At 62.4% G+C, this 18,850-nt stretch carries 18 protein-coding genes; 9 read left to right on the top strand and 9 right to left on the bottom strand.

What is annotated here, in order from left to right:
• Positions 1-183 precede the first annotated feature (183 nt).
• Positions 184-2,577 (top strand): ATP-dependent DNA helicase, encoded by a 2,394-nt coding sequence (locus BLS91_RS17840; RefSeq protein WP_092342179.1) that lies wholly within the window; start codon positions 184-186, stop codon positions 2,575-2,577.
• 239 nt (positions 2,578-2,816) lie between these two features.
• On the opposite strand, the gene BLS91_RS17835 is transcribed toward BLS91_RS17840, so the two are convergent.
• Entirely contained in the window at positions 2,817-3,032 is a 216-nt protein-coding gene (locus BLS91_RS17835) for a hypervirulence associated TUDOR domain-containing protein (protein ID WP_092342177.1), read from the bottom strand.
• 205 nt (positions 3,033-3,237) lie between these two features.
• Here BLS91_RS17835 and BLS91_RS17830 point away from each other — a divergent pair, with 205 nt between their 5' ends.
• Positions 3,238-3,585 carry a DUF3140 domain-containing protein gene (locus tag BLS91_RS17830; protein ID WP_092342176.1) on the top strand — a complete coding sequence of 116 codons (348 nt, stop codon included), beginning with the start codon at positions 3,238-3,240 and terminating at the stop codon, positions 3,583-3,585.
• A 232-nt stretch (positions 3,586-3,817) separates the two neighbouring features.
• Here the strand turns inward: BLS91_RS17830 and BLS91_RS17825 are convergent, their stop codons facing one another.
• From BLS91_RS17825 to BLS91_RS17800, 4 genes are all read right to left on the bottom strand, one after another.
• On the bottom strand, positions 3,818-4,330 hold the full coding sequence (locus BLS91_RS17825) for a pentapeptide repeat-containing protein (protein WP_092342174.1): 513 nt from the start codon (positions 4,328-4,330) through the stop codon (positions 3,818-3,820).
• Positions 4,331-5,435: 1,105 nt separating this feature from the next.
• Positions 5,436-7,064, bottom strand: coding sequence for a GMC family oxidoreductase (locus BLS91_RS17810; RefSeq protein ID WP_092342169.1), 1,629 nt, complete (start codon positions 7,062-7,064; stop codon positions 5,436-5,438).
• Positions 7,061-8,647 (bottom strand): AMP-binding protein, encoded by a 1,587-nt coding sequence (locus BLS91_RS17805; RefSeq protein WP_092342167.1) that lies wholly within the window; start codon positions 8,645-8,647, stop codon positions 7,061-7,063. Before BLS91_RS17805 ends, BLS91_RS17810 begins: the two co-directional genes overlap by 4 nt.
• 58 nt (positions 8,648-8,705) lie before the next feature.
• A complete protein-coding gene (locus BLS91_RS17800; RefSeq protein ID WP_199182627.1) occupies positions 8,706-10,457 on the bottom strand; it encodes an aldehyde dehydrogenase family protein in 1,752 nt (583 codons plus the stop codon).
• 168 nt (positions 10,458-10,625) lie between these two features.
• On the opposite strand from BLS91_RS17800, the gene BLS91_RS17795 reads away from it, so the two are divergent.
• Positions 10,626-11,876, top strand: a complete 1,251-nt coding sequence (locus tag BLS91_RS17795) for a PucR family transcriptional regulator (protein ID WP_092342165.1) — start codon at positions 10,626-10,628, stop codon at positions 11,874-11,876.
• A gap of 421 nt (positions 11,877-12,297) precedes the next feature.
• Here the strand turns inward: BLS91_RS17795 and BLS91_RS20380 are convergent, their stop codons facing one another.
• Entirely contained in the window at positions 12,298-12,465 is a 168-nt protein-coding gene (locus BLS91_RS20380) for a hypothetical protein (RefSeq protein ID WP_174775002.1), read from the bottom strand.
• A 434-nt stretch (positions 12,466-12,899) separates the two neighbouring features.
• Here BLS91_RS20380 and BLS91_RS17790 point away from each other — a divergent pair, with 434 nt between their 5' ends.
• Complete coding sequence (locus BLS91_RS17790; RefSeq protein WP_092342163.1) at positions 12,900-13,130, top strand: three-helix bundle dimerization domain-containing protein; 231 nt, start codon at positions 12,900-12,902, stop codon at positions 13,128-13,130.
• A gap of 47 nt (positions 13,131-13,177) precedes the next feature.
• On the opposite strand, the gene BLS91_RS17785 is transcribed toward BLS91_RS17790, so the two are convergent.
• Together BLS91_RS17785 and BLS91_RS17780 are read right to left on the bottom strand one after the other, a co-directional pair.
• A complete protein-coding gene (locus BLS91_RS17785; protein ID WP_092342161.1) occupies positions 13,178-13,618 on the bottom strand; it encodes a hypothetical protein in 441 nt (146 codons plus the stop codon).
• Positions 13,619-13,745: 127 nt separating this feature from the next.
• A complete protein-coding gene (locus BLS91_RS17780; RefSeq protein ID WP_092342159.1) occupies positions 13,746-14,519 on the bottom strand; it encodes a ParA family protein in 774 nt (257 codons plus the stop codon).
• 511 nt (positions 14,520-15,030) lie between these two features.
• Between BLS91_RS17780 and BLS91_RS17775 the strand changes: the two genes are divergently transcribed.
• Positions 15,031-15,519 carry a hypothetical protein gene (locus tag BLS91_RS17775; protein ID WP_092342157.1) on the top strand — a complete coding sequence of 163 codons (489 nt, stop codon included), beginning with the start codon at positions 15,031-15,033 and terminating at the stop codon, positions 15,517-15,519.
• Positions 15,520-15,544: 25 nt separating this feature from the next.
• Here the strand turns inward: BLS91_RS17775 and BLS91_RS17770 are convergent, their stop codons facing one another.
• The gene (locus BLS91_RS17770) at positions 15,545-16,189 is read right to left on the bottom strand and encodes a class I SAM-dependent DNA methyltransferase (protein ID WP_092342155.1); all 645 of its coding nucleotides are present in this window, start codon (positions 16,187-16,189) and stop codon (positions 15,545-15,547) included.
• A 304-nt stretch (positions 16,190-16,493) separates the two neighbouring features.
• Between BLS91_RS17770 and BLS91_RS17765 the strand changes: the two genes are divergently transcribed.
• The 4 genes from BLS91_RS17765 (at position 16,494) to BLS91_RS17755 (ending at position 18,735) form a co-directional block, all read left to right on the top strand.
• Positions 16,494-16,985 (top strand): GNAT family N-acetyltransferase, encoded by a 492-nt coding sequence (locus BLS91_RS17765; protein ID WP_158252887.1) that lies wholly within the window; start codon positions 16,494-16,496, stop codon positions 16,983-16,985.
• Between the two features lie 96 nt (positions 16,986-17,081).
• Positions 17,082-17,609, top strand: a complete 528-nt coding sequence (locus BLS91_RS17760) for a GNAT family N-acetyltransferase (RefSeq protein WP_092342151.1) — start codon at positions 17,082-17,084, stop codon at positions 17,607-17,609.
• Positions 17,610-17,705: 96 nt separating this feature from the next.
• A complete protein-coding gene (locus BLS91_RS20085; RefSeq protein WP_158252888.1) occupies positions 17,706-17,882 on the top strand; it encodes a GNAT family protein in 177 nt (58 codons plus the stop codon).
• A 25-nt stretch (positions 17,883-17,907) separates the two neighbouring features.
• The gene (locus tag BLS91_RS17755) at positions 17,908-18,735 is read left to right on the top strand and encodes an SDR family NAD(P)-dependent oxidoreductase (protein ID WP_198412838.1); all 828 of its coding nucleotides are present in this window, start codon (positions 17,908-17,910) and stop codon (positions 18,733-18,735) included.
• Positions 18,736-18,850 lie beyond the last annotated feature (115 nt).

The following is an 18,850-nucleotide window of genomic DNA, read 5'->3' as shown; positions in this document are numbered from 1 at the left end:
GCCAGTTCGCGGCACGCGGCCCACATCGACGGGTAATCCTTCACACGATCAAGCGTCATACGAACCGCTCGCTCACGAACCTCATCTGGGTATTTCTTGGGCATAACCGAATCCTTTCACTAGAAAGAAAGCGGCAGGAAATCAGGGACGGTTCACTATTCGACGGTTGTCGGCTCGTCTCCGGTGTTGCTGCGTGCCGAGGACCTGCCGCGCGAGGCTGTGGATGCGTTCGGGGTGAGCGTGATGATGGCCGTGAGCGAGAAGCGCGCCACGTGGCGGCACTGGAATCTCACGGCCGAGGCTGCGCGCCAAACGATGTCGTACCGGTTCGCGTCGGCGTCCGATCGGGAAGCCGTCGTCGGCCTCATAGTGGATGCTGCCGAGCGCACGTCCCTGCGCCTCACGCCACCCGAGCTCGCCTCGAGCCCTGTGGAGTTTCAACGAGATGACGGGACATCGGTGTTTCGACCGAAGCACTCCGTGGTGTTTACCTCGACCGAGCTGCTGGATGCTGAGTCTCGGTTGCTGGAGCGTGCCGTGCTTTTGACTGCATCACGTGTGGCGCTCAGGGCGGCCGCTTCTTCTCGGTTGCCGGGTGGCGGGCGGCTCGCCGATGACCAGCTCGCGGCGCTCTCTTGCGTTGCTGGTTCGGGCCGCGTGATAGATGTGCTGGTGGGGCCGGCCGGTGCGGGCAAGACGACGGCGATGAACGCGCTGCGGCGAGCCTGGGAGGCGGCGCACGGTGCAGGCTCCGTCGTCGGGCTCGCGCCCTCGGCCGCCGCCGCGACGGTACTAGCGACGGATCTTGGTATTGCGACGGAGAACCTGGCGAAGTGGTGGCAGACACATATCGACCAGGGTTCATCGTTTCGGGCCGGGCAGCTCGTGATCATCGACGAGGCGTCACTGGCGGGCACGCTGCCGCTCGATCGGGTCACCGCGTTGGCTGTGGATGCGGGCGCGAAGGTGCTGCTGGTCGGCGACTACGCCCAACTGCAGTCGGTTGACGCGGGCGGTGCGTTCTCGTTGCTCGTGCACGACCGGGCGGATGCGCCCGAACTCGTCGACGTGCACCGCTTAGTGCACGAGTGGGAGAAGACCGCGTCACTCGGACTGCGCAAAGGCCACCCCGAGTCGATCGACCTCTACGCCACGCATGACCGCCTGCGCGATGGCAGCACCGAAGCCATGGCGGATGCCGCCTACGTGGCTTGGCGCGCGGACATCCGCTCTGGCAAGTCGACCGTGCTGATCAGCGACTCGAACGAGGCCGTCGCGGCGCTGAACGTGCGCGCGCGAACCGAACTGATCTTGGAGGGCCGGGTCGACGCGCTGCACGAAGTCGCCTTGCACGACGGAACCCGCGCCGCCGTCGGTGACACGGTCATCACCCGCCGCAACGATCGTCGGCTGTACGCGTCCCGCAGCTGGGTGCGCAACGGCGACCGGTGGAGCGTGATCGGCGTGCATCGGAATGGTGCGGTCGAGGTGCGACGGTGGGGTCGTCGGTGGGGGAGCACGGTGCTGCTGCCCGCTTCCTACGTCGCTGAACACGTGGAGCTGGGCTACGCGGTCACCTCGCACCGGGCGCAGGGAATCACGACCGACACCGCGCACGTCGTCGTGGCGCCGAGCATGCCGCGGGAGAACCTGTACGTCGCGATGACGCGGGGCCGCGAGGCGAACACCGCCTACATCGCTGTCGACCGGCCCGACGTGGCGCATGTGGGGCCGCGGCCGGGTGACGCTGCGGACGTGACGGCGCGAAGCATCCTCTTCGGCATTCTGCAGCACGTCGGCGCCGAGCTGTCGGCGCACGAGACTCTGGCGGCGGAGCAGGATGCGTGGGGCTCGGTGGCGCAACTCGCGGCGGAGTACGAGACTCTCGCGGCGGCCGCGCAGCACGACCGGTGGGTGGCCGCGGTGCGGGCGAGCGGTCTGTCGCACAAACAGACCTTGAACGTGATCAATTCGGATGCCTTCGGCCCGTTGACTGCCGAGCTTCGGCGAGCCGAGGCCCACTTTGTGGACGAGGTGGCCCTGCTGCCCCGGGTTGTTGTGGCTCGCGGGTTCGAGGATGCGCAGGACATTGCGGCGGTGCTGCGAGCCCGGGTCGCGGCGGTCGTGTCGAGGTATACCGGAGCGGGTCGCACGCGCCGTTCTCCGCGTCACGTCGCCGGGCTGATCCCTCGCGCACTCGGGCCGATGGATACCGCCATGCACCAGGCGTTGGTCGAGCGCGCTGACCTGATCGAGTCGCGAGCGGCCGACGTGCTCGACCACGCGTTGCTTGTGGGGGAGCCGTGGACTCGAGCCCTCGGCGCCGCGCCGCGCGGGTTGGCCGCCGCCGCGTGGCGCCAAAACGGATGCGCGGTTGCGGCCTATCGGGACCGTTACGGCATCACCGGTGCGAAGCCGCTCGGTGCGGCTCCGGAATCGACGGCGCAAAGGCTCGACGCCGCCCTTGCTCGTGCTGCGCTTGAGGCAGCGCAGCGGCTCGCAAAAAAAGGTCACACCTTCGATGCACTGCTACCGGCTGTCGCCGCGGGACTCCCATCCGCGGGCATCCGTCTCTGAAATGTCTTGAGGGGATCCTAGCTAGGTCGGCCGAAAGCCCGCGCGGAAATCGCTGGACGAGATCGCGGAAGCGTGCCGCTGGTCTGCGAGCCGTCGTCAATAGCCAAACGGTTCAGGAGTTAGGTCAAACTCCTGGATCGGGTTCGCTTCGGCCAGCCCCGCCCCCGTCCTTCATGCAGTGCAAACCGAAGGTACCGGCGGTCAGATAGAAGAGCCTATTTGTTCGAATAGCAGTTGCCCTATCGTGGCGACAGCTTGCGCAGGGCACTGGCCTTGTGGGCGGCTTCCGCATCCGTCTTCTCGGACTTCACAATATATTTAGGGTCATCTTTCGAGGCGTGAAACGTTGTGCCCGCGAAGTTAAAGTCGCTCGTCTTCTTGTCGACGACTTCCCCCTGAGTTCGTCCCTGAGACGTCGCCCAACTCACTCGGTCACCTTTGCTGAAATCGCTCATGCTCGCAGCCTACGGACGGCTGTGTCCAGGTACTAGTGGGAAGTTAACTATCAGCTCGCTGGCAGTTCGTCCAATGCGCGCAAATCGAATGTTCGTAGGGCCAAAAATGCTCCTTTTGACCGAGCCCTTTCGTAAAAGTTCGGATCACGCCACGAAGCCAACACACGCCCTTGTCGAGGTGAAGCTTCACCACGATGATTGAGTTATGGCAGCTAAAGCGAACGATGTCGATGCGATCTGGGACGACTGGAAAAGCGCGGTCACGATGACCGCCAGTGAGATCTCGTCGTGGCTCAATACAGACGAATCCAAAGAGGTCGGACAGAAAGACGATGGTAGCGGGGAATCCACCGGCCATCGGTCCGGACGCAGGATCGTCACGATTCTTGGAACGAAGAAGGGCGATCTCACCGCGTCCGATATCGAACACATGCATAAGGTCGTCAGTTACGTCAAGCGACATAGGGCACAGAAACCGGATTCCGATGTCGAGCACTCGCGTTGGCGCTACTCGCTGATGAATTGGGGAAATGATCCGCTGAAGAAGGTTTAGCTTCGCGCTACTGCGGGCGGAGCAGCGCTGGGGTCACGTCCCAACAAATGTGATGCGCCGTTTTTCCCTTCTTGCTCGCAACATTCACGCGACGTTTTTGAGCAGTATGGTGCTGGTGCGGGCATCGAAGAACACTTGCAAGGGCGAGAAGATATACATCTGCCACATGGACACCTGCCGCGACTTCCCGTGACCGGGCATCTCAACGCAACGCATTTTGCAGCGGAAGCTGTCATTCGAGCTTTCGGTCGTATTGATCCTTGGCGAATAGCCCCTCGGATGGGATCGCTCCATCTGGCCATTGGGTGTTTTCGTCGTAGCACACGAAATCCTGACCACCCATTTTCGGGTCGACGCTAAACGTGTGTTTACTGAACTTGGACCCGTAGAAAAGCGTGCCACGGACGGATGTGTAGCTTAGATCGGTGTTCCGCAGGTCGGCGTTCCGGAGCGATGCACCATCGAGGGAGGCAGTGTGCAGAGTTGCACCGTCTAGGTTTGCTCCCAGGAACTCTGCCTTATCGGCTCTCGCTGCTGTCAGGTCCGCGTTTCGAAGATCGGCCCCGATAAAGATGGCGCCATCTAGTTTGGTCAACCTGAAACTGGTGTTCGTGAGTACGGCGCCGTTGAAATTGGCACCACTGAGATCCAGGCCGTCCAAGACCTTGACGGCTTTTCTGTTCGCTGGTGAGCTCGGTACGCAAGCCGTGGTTCCGGAAAGACCGGAGCGGAGGTGATCCTTCATTTGTGAAGGATGGTTGCGGGGTTTGCCTGCACTCGAATCACGGATGAATCGCGGGGGAGAGGACCACCGCAGCAAAACTGTACCCTCCCCGGCGGCGTGGCTCACTACGTTGATTGGTGCGTGTGGCGCGTCTGCGCGAGCCACTCATGGTCCAACGTTACGCAGAGATACCGGGTGTCCAAGATCTCGTCAGCTTGGAATGGTTGTTGCGTAAGAGCCAGGCGGGATTCTAATGGACGGGGCAAACGCGACTTTCTTGTCAACGCGGGCTGCTAAGCCCCGTCTTCGCGGGGCCATTCCCGTAGGAGGTCCGTCAAACGAGATGCTCGGGATGATCTCTCCTGGCCAGGCACTCGACGGCGTACTGCCTCGAACGACAACCCGGGCCTAGGGTCGCGCTGGGTAGGGCGCTCAGGTGTCCGCGAATCGAGGGGTGGTCGAAATGGAATTCAGTGCTCTTTTTTGGTGGATCTTCTGGGTGGTGGTCCAGGTTCTCGTTGTGGTTGGGATCGTCGTGGCTCTGGGGCTTTTCATCCGCTGGGGACGGCGCAAGAGTGCGATTCTGGAGTCAAGCAATCCACCGGAGGGTCACGGGCCCGCTGCCACCGGAAAGTAGCGAGCGCATGGCTGGGCGCGATAAATGCACGCTTCCGATCTGGACAGGCATCATCGTTGCCACCTCGCGGTTTTACTCGACTACGACCGCCTTTCGCTGACCTGCTCTAGCAGCGCAGGCAGTGTTCTAGCAATATAGGGGGACTCGGAGAAGTTCGACTCGGTATACCCGTCGAGAAGCCAAGCTTCAAAGGATCGCTCCCAGGTGTCGAGAATCACACCAACACCTTTCGGGGTGAACGCCGAAACCCCACCTCGAAGTCGTTGCGCACACTCCTCAACGAAGAGATCATTCACCGCATCCAACAGCACATCATCGGTAGGGAACAGGGAACGGAATGCGTGCGGATGAAGCCCAATCTGTTCGCAAACATCGCTGACCAGCCTCTCATTCGCGCCACCGCCGGTCGCGAGGGAGACTCTCGCCGCGACCGTGATCCTGCGCCGGGTGGATGCGCGCTGCCGCGCGATCCTCGCCGCCGGACTCACCTCAATGAACTGAAGCCGCTTCCACTCTGGTCGGCACCGATGCGCGCAGAAGATCGGCCGCCTTCTCTCCGATGATGATGGATGGAGCATTCGTGTGCCCCCGTATGATCTCCGGCATGATAGACGCGTCGGCGATGCGAAGTCCCTGCACGCCGCGCACACGCAACTCCGGGTCGACCACCGATCCAGCATCCGATCCCATGCGAGCGGTGCTCGTCGGGTGGTAGAGCGTCTGCGAGAACTCATTGATCACCGTGGCATCACGCTCGGCCGCGGTCTGAGCATCCGACCCGGCGGGTTGGATGAACTTGCCGTCAGTCCGCGTTGGAGCGAACGCCGTGGCGGCAAGAATACGCTCGCACACGCCGAGGCCCGCGAGCAAGGTGTCACGATCTTCTCCATTCGGATCGCCCAGGTAATTCGGATCGATCAGCGGTTTCGTGAGCGGATCGGCGGAGGCGAGTCGCACGGTTCCGTGGCTCTTGGGCCGCAGCAGAATAGCGCCGACACTGACGCCGTGCCGCGGCGCGGCCACAAGCCCCTCACCGATATACGGCACGGCGGCGAAGAGCACCTCGATGTCGGGGAAGGCGAGCGATGGGTCGGTCTTGACGAAACCGTACGCCTCCGCAACGTTGGAGGTGAGCATGCCGCGCTGCTGCGAGACGAAGTCGTTGAGCTGCTCCTCGGTCTCGGCACCGAAGAGGGTGTCATCGTCGGTCTCGACTGCCAGCGCCGCGAACAGGTGGTCGCGCATGTTCAATCCGACCTCGGGAGCATCGACGAGCACGGTGATTCCGAGGGAGCGAAGGTGCGTCGCATCGCCGATGCCCGACAGCATGAGCAACTGCGGTGTGTTCACCGCTCCGCCGCTCAGCACGATCTCGCGGCGCGCGAAGACCGAGGTCGGGGTGCCCTCGCTGAGGTACTCGACACCGACAGCGCGGGTTCCGTCGAACAGCACGCGAGTGGCGTGTGCCCCGGTGCGAACGAGCAGGTTGGAGCGCTCGGCTGCCGGCGCAAGGTAGGCGGCCGACGTGTTGTGCCGCATGCCGCCACGCTGGCTCACCATCGTTTGACTGACCCCTTCCGGGTTTGCCGAGTTCGGCGCGACGAGGGGCATTCCGACCTCGGCGGCAGCCTCAAGAAAGGTTGCGGTATGCGATCGAGGGCTGCGTTGGTGCGAGATCGAATTCGCGCCGTCCGTGCCCTGGTCGGGATCGCTGTTGCCCTCCACTGCCTCCGCCTTGCGGAAATACGGCAGGAGCGCCTCGTACGACCAGCCGTCCCCGGCGAGCCTTGCCCAGTTGTCATAGTCGGCAGCGAATCCGCGCACCCACATCATGGCGTTCAGGGAGGATGAGCCGCCGAGCACCTTGCCACGTGGCCAGTAGATCGACCTCCCCGTTAGCTCGGCCTGCGGCTCGGTCTGGTAGTTCCAGTCGGCATCGGACTTGAACAGCTTCGGGAACGCGGCCGGGATGACGATTTCCTGCTTATCGTCGACACCACCGGCTTCGAGCAGCAGAACGGAGATGCTCGCGTCTTCGGTGAGTCGAGCTGCGACAGCTGCTCCGGCCGATCCGGCACCGACGACGATATAGTCGAATTCTTCAGTGTTGGTACTCATACGAGCGCTCCTTTTGACCGCAGATCCTTGCGCAGGATCTTGCCTGACGCCGACTTCGGGATGAAGTCGATCATTTCCACCTGTCGAACCTTCTTATGCGGGGCTACCCGATCGGCGACCCACATCATGATGTCCTCCCCGGTGAGCGTGGCCTCCGGTTGCAGTCTCAGGAATGCTTTCGGCACCTCTTCACCATCCGCGTCGATCACACCGATGACTGCGGCATCGGCGATTTGGGGATGCCCCAGCAACAACGACTCAAGCTCTGCGGGCGCGACCTGATATCCCTTGTATTTGATGAGCTCTTTGAGTCGGTCAACGACAGTCACGTACCCCTCGGAGCTCACCGTTGCGATATCGCCGGTGTGCAGAAAACCGTCGGCGTCGATGGTCGCCCGGGTTGCTTCATCGTTTCCGAGGTAGCCCACCATGATGTTCGGGCCGCGGCACAGCAATTCGCCGGGCTCACTCACGCCCACGGCCGGGATCTCGATGTCGTCTCCGGTGAGCGGGTCAACGATACGGCACTGCACGTTTGGCACCGTCAGACCGACCGAGTTTAGGGGAATATCGGTTCGACCTCGGGGTGAAGCATGCGATACCGGGCTCATCTCGGTCATTCCATAGCCTTGGAGAACCTCGCAGTTCAGCCGCTCGGCAACAGCGCCGCCGACGATGCCGTCCAGGGGCGCCGCCCCCGAGAACACCGTGCGCAGGCTCGACAGGTCAAATTCGCTCACCAGCGGATGCTTCGCAAGCGCCACCGCGATGGGAGGAGCGATGAAGACGTAGGTGATGCGCTCGGACTGGATGAGACTGAGGAAATCAGTCAGATCGAATCGTGCCATGGTCACGAGGGTGCTTCGTTGTGCCAGAGAGATGTTGAGCAACACCGTCATGCCGTAGATGTGGAAGAACGGCAGCACAGCCAGAACGCGATCATCGGCGCTCACGCCGATGATGGGTGCCGACTGCGCAACATTGGCCACGAGATTACGGTGGGTGAGCATGACGCCCTTGGCCTTGCCCGTCGTGCCCGAACTGTATGGCAGCACGGCCAGGTGCGTTGCCGGATCGAAATGTACCTCGGGCGCGGGATACGCCTCGGCGATCAGGTCGGCCAGACTCGTGCTCCCGCTGACCTCCCCGATACTGATGATGTTGTCTGCTGCCACACCGGCGAGATCGCCGGCTTCCGCAGAGACGGCGAACAGCATATCCGCTGCGATGATGGCTACCGCTTTGGAGTCGGCCAGCTGCGTGGCCATCTCACCGGCCGTCGACAGTGCGTTGACGGTCGTCGCCGTGGCGCCAGCTCGCAGAATGCCATGGAACGCCACGGCGAAAGCGGGTCGGTTCGGGGAGTGCAGCGCCACGACGCTACCCACACCGATGCCACGAGCGGCGAGTGCCCCCGCAACTGCTTCGATCTGGCGCACCAACTCGCCGTACGTGGTGGTCTCACGGGTCGCCCCGTCGACGAGGGCGATGTGGTTCGCGGATGCGACTTCGAGTGAACCGAAGAGATGGTCAAAGACGCTGAGATTGGGGATTTCGACGTCGGGAAAGGGACTGGTGAACACGGCGGCTCGCCTTCTGGCTGGGGATGAGTATGGGGGAGCGTGCGGGATGACCGGAGGGTCAGGCCCGGAATGCCGCCAGGAAGATGGCGGGCATCTTCAGCCATGACGGCTTGGCCGCGAAACCCGCGAGACGACGTCCGGTCGTCGCGGCGGAACGCGCCTGCACGAACCACGGCGGCTTCGGGAACAGAGTGAATTCTCCGTGTGCGAACGATCGCGGAAACGGCCGGAACGGGCCGCGAACGATCGTGCGCTCGGGCCGATCGATGAGCAGCGCGTTGTGCACGGTTCCAATGCCACTCTGCACGTTGTCGATGGTGGCACCGGGGAAGGCGCCCCACGACGCGGTTGCTGTGAGGAAGCCGAGGCCGGTCCACGCATTGATGGCGATCGTGCCGTAGCGCAGGCGTGCAATGGACTCGAGGAACCCGGTTCCGAGCTGCCGGATGACCTTGGGCTCGACAATGAGATTCGCACCGAGGGTGCCGACGAACTCGTCATTGGCCAGCGTGACGGCGGCGTCGAGGAAGGCTTGCCCCGTGCCCGGCACTTCGACAACGCCCAGCACCGGGGAGAAATATTCCGTGGTGATCACGTTCGATGCGTCGTCTTCGGCTGTGACATCGATCAGCAGGCGGCAGCCGTCTTGGCCCATCCGCTCGGCGGTCGGATACGCGGCCGATGCGGCTCTCATGCGCCCATCGCTGCCGGGGTACCAGGCGGGGCGTTGAGGTGCTGCCGCCAGTGCCCGTCGGAGTTCGGCGAGGAACGCTTTCTTCTGGGGCCAGTTGCTGCTGACGACAACCACTTGGCCGGCAATGCAGTTGTATCCGCCGTTGTGCAGGCGCTGAGTAACGACATGCTCGGCCTGATAGCGCAGGTCATGCTTCGTCCATGCGCTCGGAAGCACAATGATGGGCGATACTCCGCCGAGTTCGCTGGTGATCGGTTTGCCTAGTAACGGGGTGCCCGTTGCTTTGCGGCTCGCGGCATCCGCGCCCGTTCCCCAGACGATGGCATCGTGTGTTGCCGCACTCCCGGTGATGTGCACGTGCGCGATGCCATCGTGCTGCGTGAGATACGCACCGACGTCGCCGGCGCCCTGCACGATACGAAGCACTCCGATTTTGATCAGGGGGGCGAGAGCCTTATCGAAAACGGATTTCATTCCAGCCATGACCGGGTTGAGTTTGAGCAGCACCGACCGGTTGTTCGCGACGATCTCGTACAGCACGTCGAGCGGCGGAATCGACGTGATATTGCCGGCGCCGAGCACGAGTCCCACTCCGCCCGACGTTGTCGGCGTGAGCTCACCGAGGCCAGCGCTGGCCCGTACCTCCTCGGGAGAGCGGCCAGGAGCCATCCAGATCTCAGCGCTGAATCCGTGCAGCAGCAACCACTCGTACCCGTTGGTCGGAAGTACCGGGACGATGACGCGACCGCCGGGAGCCGTTCCGAAGCGGCTGCTGGCAAGGGGGCTCCTCCCCGCAGCGAGGGCTGCGATGGACTGAGCGAGGGTACCGGCGCCTGAAAGGCTGGCATACGGGCCGGAGATCCACTCTTCCCCGACGAGCTGTGATGACGGGTCTAGTCCCTTGATCGCAGCGGCAGTCTCCGCCCATTCCTGAGCGGCCCCCGTCATGGCTGCGTGCACAGCTCCCAGTAATGCGGCTCGTTCGGAAAGTGGGGTGCTGGCCCAGCGCTTGGCACCCGAGGCCAGTTCGATGATGGCGGCGTCGAGTTGGTCGCGCTGCTGCTGGTCGAGGGCCCGAATGGGCTGTGTCCTCGACATCGGATCGGTGGTAGTCATCAATCTCCTTTGATTGTTGCCTGACGGCGACCCGGATTCCGGGTTGCGGTGTCAGGCTAGTCTCGGCTCCACCGTCAGCGATAGCGATGGGCCGCCGCCGCGATTTCGGAACTGTGCATTGTGCGGCCGCACAACCAAACGCAAGAGTCACCGGATTACACTGTGCAAATGGAACGCAATGAAGCGCCGCTGAGCATGCCGACCCAGGATGTCATGGTGGACGGCGCTCGCGAGCTCTTCTCGGGCATGATCGACTCGGTCGGCGAGTTATCAGACAGCATCGTTGCCCAGATCATCAACGGCGAGCACGACTACGCCGAGAGCGTGCTCGGCGCCGGTGTGCTCGAAGGTATCGTGCATGACAACCTCGAGGCGATCCTGCAGTGCCTGCTCGGCATCAACGACTCGCTCGCCGCACCCCGCCATGCCGGCCGCGTGAAAGCGGAGCACGGCATCCCCATGGCGAGTCTCCTGCACGCATACCGGCTTGCCGGTCTGCACCTGTGGGACGCGTTGATGGCGAAGGCGACGACGCCCGAACACGCTACAGCGCTGCTCACCGCGTCATCCGGAGTATGGGGCATTATCGACCGGTACTCGAACGCCGCCGCGGAGACGTACCGAGAGGTCGTCGACGAACGGGAACGCAAAGACCAGCAGAGCAAGAACGTCGTGCTGCTCGCGATTCTGGAAGGCGAGTTCTCGGGGGATGCCGGTCGAGCGGTTCGTGCTCTTGGCCTTCCCAAGGAGGCAACATTCGTCGTTCTTGCCGTTGAGATGCGGCACTCAGACGATGACCCAATTCCCGCCATAACCGACCGACTGCGGGGGATGGGGGTCAGCTCCGCCTGGGCTCCGTGGAAAGGTGAGTATCTGGGCCTGCTCGGAAGTGTGGCGGGTGCGCACCCTTCCGCCGCCGCGCACGCACTGGTCGGAACCGTCAGTTCACGAATCGGGGTGAGCCTGCCGATACAAGCCCTCGAGCGCGCGCCTGTCGCGGTGCGACAAGCGCTTTTGGCCATGCGTTGCATCGCCCCCGCCGCGGTGGGAGTGCATCTCTACGGCGCGGCCCCGATCGATACCATTCTCGTGTCTCAACCCGCATACGCTGCCGAACTCCGCGATGGCGTTCTCGGCGGGCTGGCTGACCTTGATCCAGACGATGCCCGCGTGCTTCTGGACACGCTTGAATGCTGGTTCACCACCGACGGTTCGACCGCCGAGTGCGGCAAGCAACTTCATTGCCACCGAAATACGGTACTTCACCGACTGGGGCGGATAACCGAGATGACCGGGCGTTCCGTAGCCAAACCCGTGCAGGCGGCCGAACTTTTCACCGCCCTTCGAGCGGTACGACTGGCCGGTTTGTGGGCGACCCCCGTGCGCGCGCCCTTGCGGGCAGCCCCCCGGAGCGCTTGAGCGGACTCACGTCTGATGGTGTTGTCGCTCGCTGGGCACTGCAACGGTCGTCGCAGCTTTCGCCGTCGTCGTGGTCGCGATGAACGTTGGTCCTAGGGGAAAAGAACCATGGCTCTCCCCGGTCTGGGCGGCGGCGCGGGTGCATATTTTCGGGCCACAGGGCCACAGGGCCACAGGGCCACAGGGCCACAGGGCCACAGGGCCACAGGGCCGCTGGGTGCGGCTGGGTCTATTTCAAGGCGGCTCAAGAGGAGAGGGCGGGTTACCACACAGACCGTGTTGTGGATGATCCGGGCCATGATCGCGTCTGTATGAACTCCGGGGCCGAGGCGCTGGTGTCAGCCCTTCTGCTGATACTGAGTGCAGAAGCCCGTCGACCCAGCAGCGTGTCGCGTTTCGATTCCACTGGCCAGTCCAGCCGCTACTCGTCAATGACCAACAGCGTGAAGGCCGAATATTCACACAGGAACGTGCCGGCGCAGCCAGGAGTGTTGTGGGCTGCGACCCAGGCTTTCTCGAAGTCGGGCATCCCGACGCCATTCGCGCCGATGCGGTGCAAGCTGTTAACGCGATTGAAAATCGTCAGCAATGAATATAGTAACGCGGAGGTTTTCTAAGAGTCAACGTGCACTCTTGACGACATTCGGGCGGTCTTTTAGAATTTCGGCCGTGCTTGATCTCGGAAATTCGCCGGGTCGCGATGGCCGTTCGCGGTGAGATTTGACGCACGCACGTTTATTCAACGTTTATTGCCTCGAAACAGGCCGAAGTCAGTCCTGCTATTTCGAGAGAACGGAGGCCTCTAGACCGAAGAAGTCCTCGTCAGGTCGAGAATACTCGAGCTGCGCGCGGTCGGTACGAGCCAGACCATAGCCTGGCTATCGGTGGAGCCGTAGGGCGATCACCCTTGGAGTAGATTGCACCCCCTGGGGCCGCAGGCTATTCAACGCCATTGAGGTTCTTCACCCCTTTTAGGGGATGGATCTGGTTCGAATCGACACGGAAAGACGGTCACAATGAGATATGGACTCAAAGCAGGAGAAGAATGCGGTCGACGATGTGGTGCGTCGGCTCGAGGTCAGGTACGCCGATCTTCCGACAGGTCGGGTCAAATCCGTCGTGTCGGCGTGCCACGCCTCGCTCGACGATAAGCCCATCCGGGACTTCATTCCCGTGCTCGTGGAACACGCAGCGCGGTCCCAGCTGCGCGCCGAACGACGCCCAGCGCCATACACAGCCCCGCACGTGGCGTAATGTCAGGGTGAGCGACCGCGGTTCGCGGCTAAGAAATCCTCAGCGATTCATCGGGTGCAGTTCACCCGCGGATTACCTTGATCGCCGAGGATATGGTCCTGTTCTCGATGACAGGAACCGTTCGTCCCGCTGAAGCCCCGCGGATGTCCGCGTTGCTCGGTCAGAGTCTGCGCCGCAACTTTTGTGGGACGGACCGGCGCTGGTGTCGGCAGGGCCGGACGGTTCGATTTTTTTATGGTCGAGGCCTGTGCCCGGGCTGTTTCTGTGGCGGCGGCAATCTTGCCTGCTGCTTTTTCCTGTTTCGTCGCTAACTTCTGCGTCTGCTTCGACAAGGCCTGCGCCTCTTTGCGCAACTTCGCGCTGGCGTGGGCGACGGCTTCGCGGGCGGCCTGCACCGATTTCTCGGCGCGTACTAAGGCCTTCTTGGCTTGCTTCTGCATGCTGTTGGTCGAAACGGACGTTGTTTTGTTCTTCTCAGTCTGGGCCATCTCCGCACCTCCCCTAGGTCGCGGCAGTCCGCCGTTTCTCCACAATGCTGATTACACGGCGATGTGCACGGCGATTCATACATTCGGCGCTGCACGAGAGCATCTCGATGCGCGCTTGGCTGTGATGTTAGCGCGCACGCAATTTTGACGGTGCTGCCCGTTTGACCTTGGACGAGGTGCGAACATACTCCCAAAGTTCCGCGAACACGCGGGCCGCCTCGGTGTCGGGAGCGTACGATCCGACCGGGGCGCGCTCTGAACCCATCCGCTCGATCACAACGGTCGCGGGGACCACGAGGTCGATCACCTGCGGATATTCACGCGGCAGAGTCTCGGCAGCAGCGCGGTGCGAAAGTTTGCGGCGGTCCACCATCGACAGGAATGCAAAGACCTTGGGGGGACTGTCGGAATCCGCGATGATCTCGTTGACTTGGGCCAGTGACCGAAGCGAGAGCGGCGACGGAACGAGGGGCAAAACGACGAGGTCGGCGGCGTGCAGCGCGTTCTCGGCGACACGGGATTCCCCGGGCGGGCAGTCCAGGATCACGACGTCATATTCTCTTGCGACCGATTCAAGCGCCTTGGCAATACGGTGCGTGGACTTCTTCGCCGCGTCCAGGACCAGATCCAAATCTCGGTAAGTTTCGTCTGCTGGCAGTACGGCGAGATTTTCGTAGACGGTAGATCGGATCGCGGCATCCATCTCGGTCTTCCCTCGAATGAGGGAGTTCACGCCGCCCTTGACCCTCGGCTTTACATTGAGCACATAGGTTGAGGCACCCTGCGGGTCGAGATCCCAGAGCAGTACCCGGCACTCCCGAGACGCCTCCCAGGCCAGATTGACGGCTGCCGTTGTTTTGCCGACCCCGCCCTTGGTGCTGTACACCGCAACCGTCTTCATGCCCCCATCCTAGGAGCACGCGGCATTGGGGGCCGTCGCCGCAGCTGCCCGCGGCCGATATGGTGCTGCGTCGGAGATCCTCGACCGGATCGACGAGCTGGTGCCCTTGGCGTCACGACCAACCCCGCGACAACAGCTACGGGGCCAGCGGGAGCAACTGCTCTGAAATGGTCTGCGCGGCTCTTTTGCCTGCGGGCATCCGGTTCTACAGTCTTGGTAGACAACCTCTATTACGCGCTGTCTCTCGTTGCGATGGCACGACGTTCAGTCCTTTCAGGTTCTTGTTGCCGAACGTCTCAAAGGCCGCACCATGTTTGAATGCATTCTGGCCGCCACGGCCCGCAGCTACTTCTTCTTGCGCCGGCTACGAGAACTTCGCGGTCCATGGCGGTGACCTCGGCGCCACCATCTCCCCAGAAATCGTCCGCGTTGCACCCGACCGGGTGATCGGCGTTCACGTCAGCGAAGCATTAGCTTCCCGGGCCAGATCGTCAACACGGCGCGGAATGCGATGAGCCAGCTTGACCAGGACTGGCTGAAGCGCGTCGGCACGTTCATGAACGACGAGTGCGGCTACATCGCCATCCAATCAACCCGGCCCGGTCTCCTCGGCATAGCCCTAACCGACTCACCAGTTGCGCAGTTGGCCTGGATGTTCGACAAATTCCGGGCTTGGACCTGGCCGGTCGAGAAGCTGCCCGATGAGATCCTCGGACGCGAGTGGATCCTGGCAAACGCCTCGCTGTACTGGTTCACCGGTAGTGGGGGCTCGTCCGCGTACGTCGGCTACGCCCAGAACTCTTGGGGTGCCGCGCCAGCGAACTCCGGAGTCCCGACAGCTGCGATCCAATTCGCTCACGATGTCGGCATCGCTCAGAATAGATTTAAGCCTACACAATCGTGCGCTGGACCGACATCGAAGACCGCGGCGGCCGCTTCGCCGCCCTCGAAGAGCCAGAACTCCTCATCGACGACCTCCGATATTTCCTGCGCGTACTGACTCAGCGGCCTAAGAACGTTATAAATTAGCGTTTGCGTGCCAGGAGGAAGGCTTGGGGAGTTTTCTCCGATTGGTCCGGTGCGCGTACGAGCTGACTCTGCACGGCCAGTCCCGCCGCGGCCAACAGGTCGACGATGCGATCAGGCGGCAACCGATACGCCATGAGATCGATGTCGTGGCCATAAGCGTGCGCTAGGTGCCGTGGCTCGTCGCCGGCTTGGAACGCGAGCAGCAGGTACCCGCCGGCGACGAGTACGCGAGCAAATTCGGCGAACACCAGAGGCAGTCGTTCTGGCGGCGTGTGAATGATTGAGTACCACGCAACAATGCCGCCTAGAGTGTCGTCGGCGAGATCGAGCGCTTCCATCGTTCCCTCTAAGAACTGAAGCGAGGGGTGAGCCTGTCGCGCGACCGCGATCATTTCCGGCGAGAGGTCAATCCCAAACACCTGAAGACCGAGATCGTGAAGATGCGCCGTTATCCGACCGGGGCCACACCCGATGTCGGCAACAGACCCGTTTCCGTCGGCCTGGACGAGTTCAGCAAAGGCCGCGAGCTGGGCGCGATCATGGGGCTTGCCCGCCAGCTCGTCTCGGAGCAGTTCGTCGTAGTCCACCGCAACGGTGTCGTATGCCGCGCGGGCAGCGCTCGTGTCGTCAGGCTCGATCATGCTCTGAAGCCTATGGGCGGGTCCGGGTCAGCGGCTTCGATACGCTGGCGTAATGGCAAGTCTGGAATGGAAACTGTAGTGGGCGTCACCGCGTGCGGCGCCTATCGCTTGCCCCCATCTGGCCGGAAATCCCTCCCGGATGGGCCGCACGCATACGACCACCCGTCGCTTCAGGTGGGTTGGCCGCAAACCTCGTTCAGATTGCTGGCCGCGCCTCCCTGCAATTTGCGGCGCGCGCTTTGGAAGCTGCCCGTGCGGCACTGTTCACCGGCCTGGATCACGTTCTCCGCCTATCGTTGTAGCCATGAACCGCTCCGGAGCGCCAACGACCGTTCGGCCCGCAACGGGGCATGACTTGGTCGCCTTGGTACTGCTGGAGCTCGGTATTCAGAAGATGCATGCGGCTGGCCGACCGGACTTGTTCGTCGAACCATCCGGCGACGCATTGCACGATTTCTTTCGCGCCCGCTTTTCAGATGGCAGTCATATCCTCCTCGCAGAAACGGATGCCCATGTCGCGGTCGGCTATCTCCTCGCCGAACACGCCACTCGTGCTGCCAACCCGTTCAAGGTGGCTTCCTCAATCCTGTACATCCACCACATCGCTGTCGAGTTGGAGCAACAATCCTCCGGTGTAGGTCGACAGCTCATGCACGCTGCCGTGAAACTCGCTGGCGAATTGGCCGTTACGACGCTCCGCCTTGATTCTTGGCAATTCAACACGCACGCTCATGGATTCTTCGAGGCAGAGGGGTTCACCCCGGTCAATATCGTTTTCGAGAAGCTGCTTCAGTAGATCGTGAGTAAGCCTTAAAGGCGTTGTTCCGAGGCACCGCTCGCTGTGCGTAGGAGCTTCGTCTGCCGCCTGATGTCTAGCCGATAGGCTCGTTCCATGGAAATTGACCTGGTCCCCATGAATCTGCCGGGGGACCGGGATGAGCTGATTCGCTTCCTGACAGGAAACGATTTTCCGTTCCACGGCGGCGGCAGACTGACTATTGGCGAGGTCGAGGATCGAATTTCTGGGGGACGCTTCGAGGGGCCGGACCACGCCGGTTTCTGGATCAACGTCGACACGCTGGGCCGCGTCGGATACGCGGTTCTCGATGACCTGACCGACGGAGCGCCGCTGTTCGATCTGCGTCTGGCAGCCAAATATCGCCGGCGCAGCCTCGGGTCGCCGGTCCTCAACGCGCTGACGACTCACGTCTTCTCGTCGATGCCCGAGGTCAATCGATTCGAGGGAAACACCCGCTCCGACAACATCGCGATGCGAAGGACCTTCGTACGTGCCGGCTTCATTCAGGAAGCTTGCTACCGCGACGGGTGGCCGGTTGCGGGTCGCGTCCCCATGGCCTCCTTCGGCTACGCAATTTTGCGACGGGATTGGGAGTCGGGAACGACGACCCCGCTCGAGTGAGATGACATCAGCGCCTGACGCCTCAGGTACTGCGATGTCGAACAGACCGCAAACGGGTTCCTAAATCGGCGGCATGGTCAACCGATAGTGTGGAAAATGGACAAGTTCAAACTCAGTACCGATCGGCTGATTTTGCAGGCGCCGACACTGGCTGATGTCAATGTCATCACCGCCGCCTGCCAGGATCCGGAACTTCAGCGCCGCGTGCCGATACCCGTTCCTTACGGAGTGGTTGCCATCCGTGATTCCAGGCGGCCATGTCGGCGGCCGTGAAATCCACCGCTTTCGACCGTGCCTGATGTACCTGAACAGTCTGAATCTCAACAACCGACGCGGAATCATCACGGGCGCCGGGCAGGGCATTGGTCGGGCACTTGCGCTCGAATTCGGACGACGAGGAGGACATCTCCTTTTAGTTGGGCGCCAGCTCGCTACATTGACCGAAACCGCACGTCTCGTTGCCGCCGAAGGCGGAACCACCGAGATCCTCGTCGAGGACCTCACTCAGAGCGGCGCTGTTGAACGAATCGCACACGCAGTCGCTTCGTGGAGCACCGTCGACCTCCTCGTCAATAACGCCGGGAATGTGTGGGCGGGCCGGCTCGAATTGACCAGCAATGCGGACGTCCACTCGATGATCGATCTGAACCTCACCGCCCCGATTCTGTTGACCAAGACCTTGCTTCCCGCGCTTCGACAGAGCGCGACGGAGAGCGGGAGCATCATTTTGAACATTTCCAGCGGAATTGCGCTCGTGGGGATGCCGTTCTATTCGGTCTATGCGGCAACGAAATCGGGTATTTCACAGTTCGGCGAGTCACTCCGCCGCGAGTTGACCGGAACGGGCGTACATGTTGCGACCGTGTACCCCGGCGCTACCGACACCGCGATGATGACCTCGCAGACCGCCGGCGCCGAACTCGGTTGGGGACGCCGACCACTCGACGACGTCATCACCGACCTGATAACTGCCCTCGAGGCCGGCGAGCACGAAATCAACACGGCACCAGAAGGTCGTCGCGAGATGCAACAACTCAACATCACCGACCCGATGGCCGTGGATGCCGCCCTCGCACCAGGCCTCGAATCCCTGGAACTCGCGGTCCGCGACCACCGCAGCATCTAGCACCACAGAACACAGCAGACACCATCTCGCGCGGCTCACGCATCAATGTTGCCTAGATATGCAGTTTGGCCCAGAAGGTGGAGAGATTCTCTTCGAGTACGAAGACGGCAGCATT

This window comes from Cryobacterium flavum (genome assembly GCF_900103805.1).
Classification (GTDB): Bacteria; Actinomycetota; Actinomycetes; order Actinomycetales; family Microbacteriaceae; genus Cryobacterium; species Cryobacterium flavum.
The sequence above is the reverse complement of the archived record's forward strand: the minus strand, read 5'-3'. Positions and strand labels throughout refer to the sequence as shown.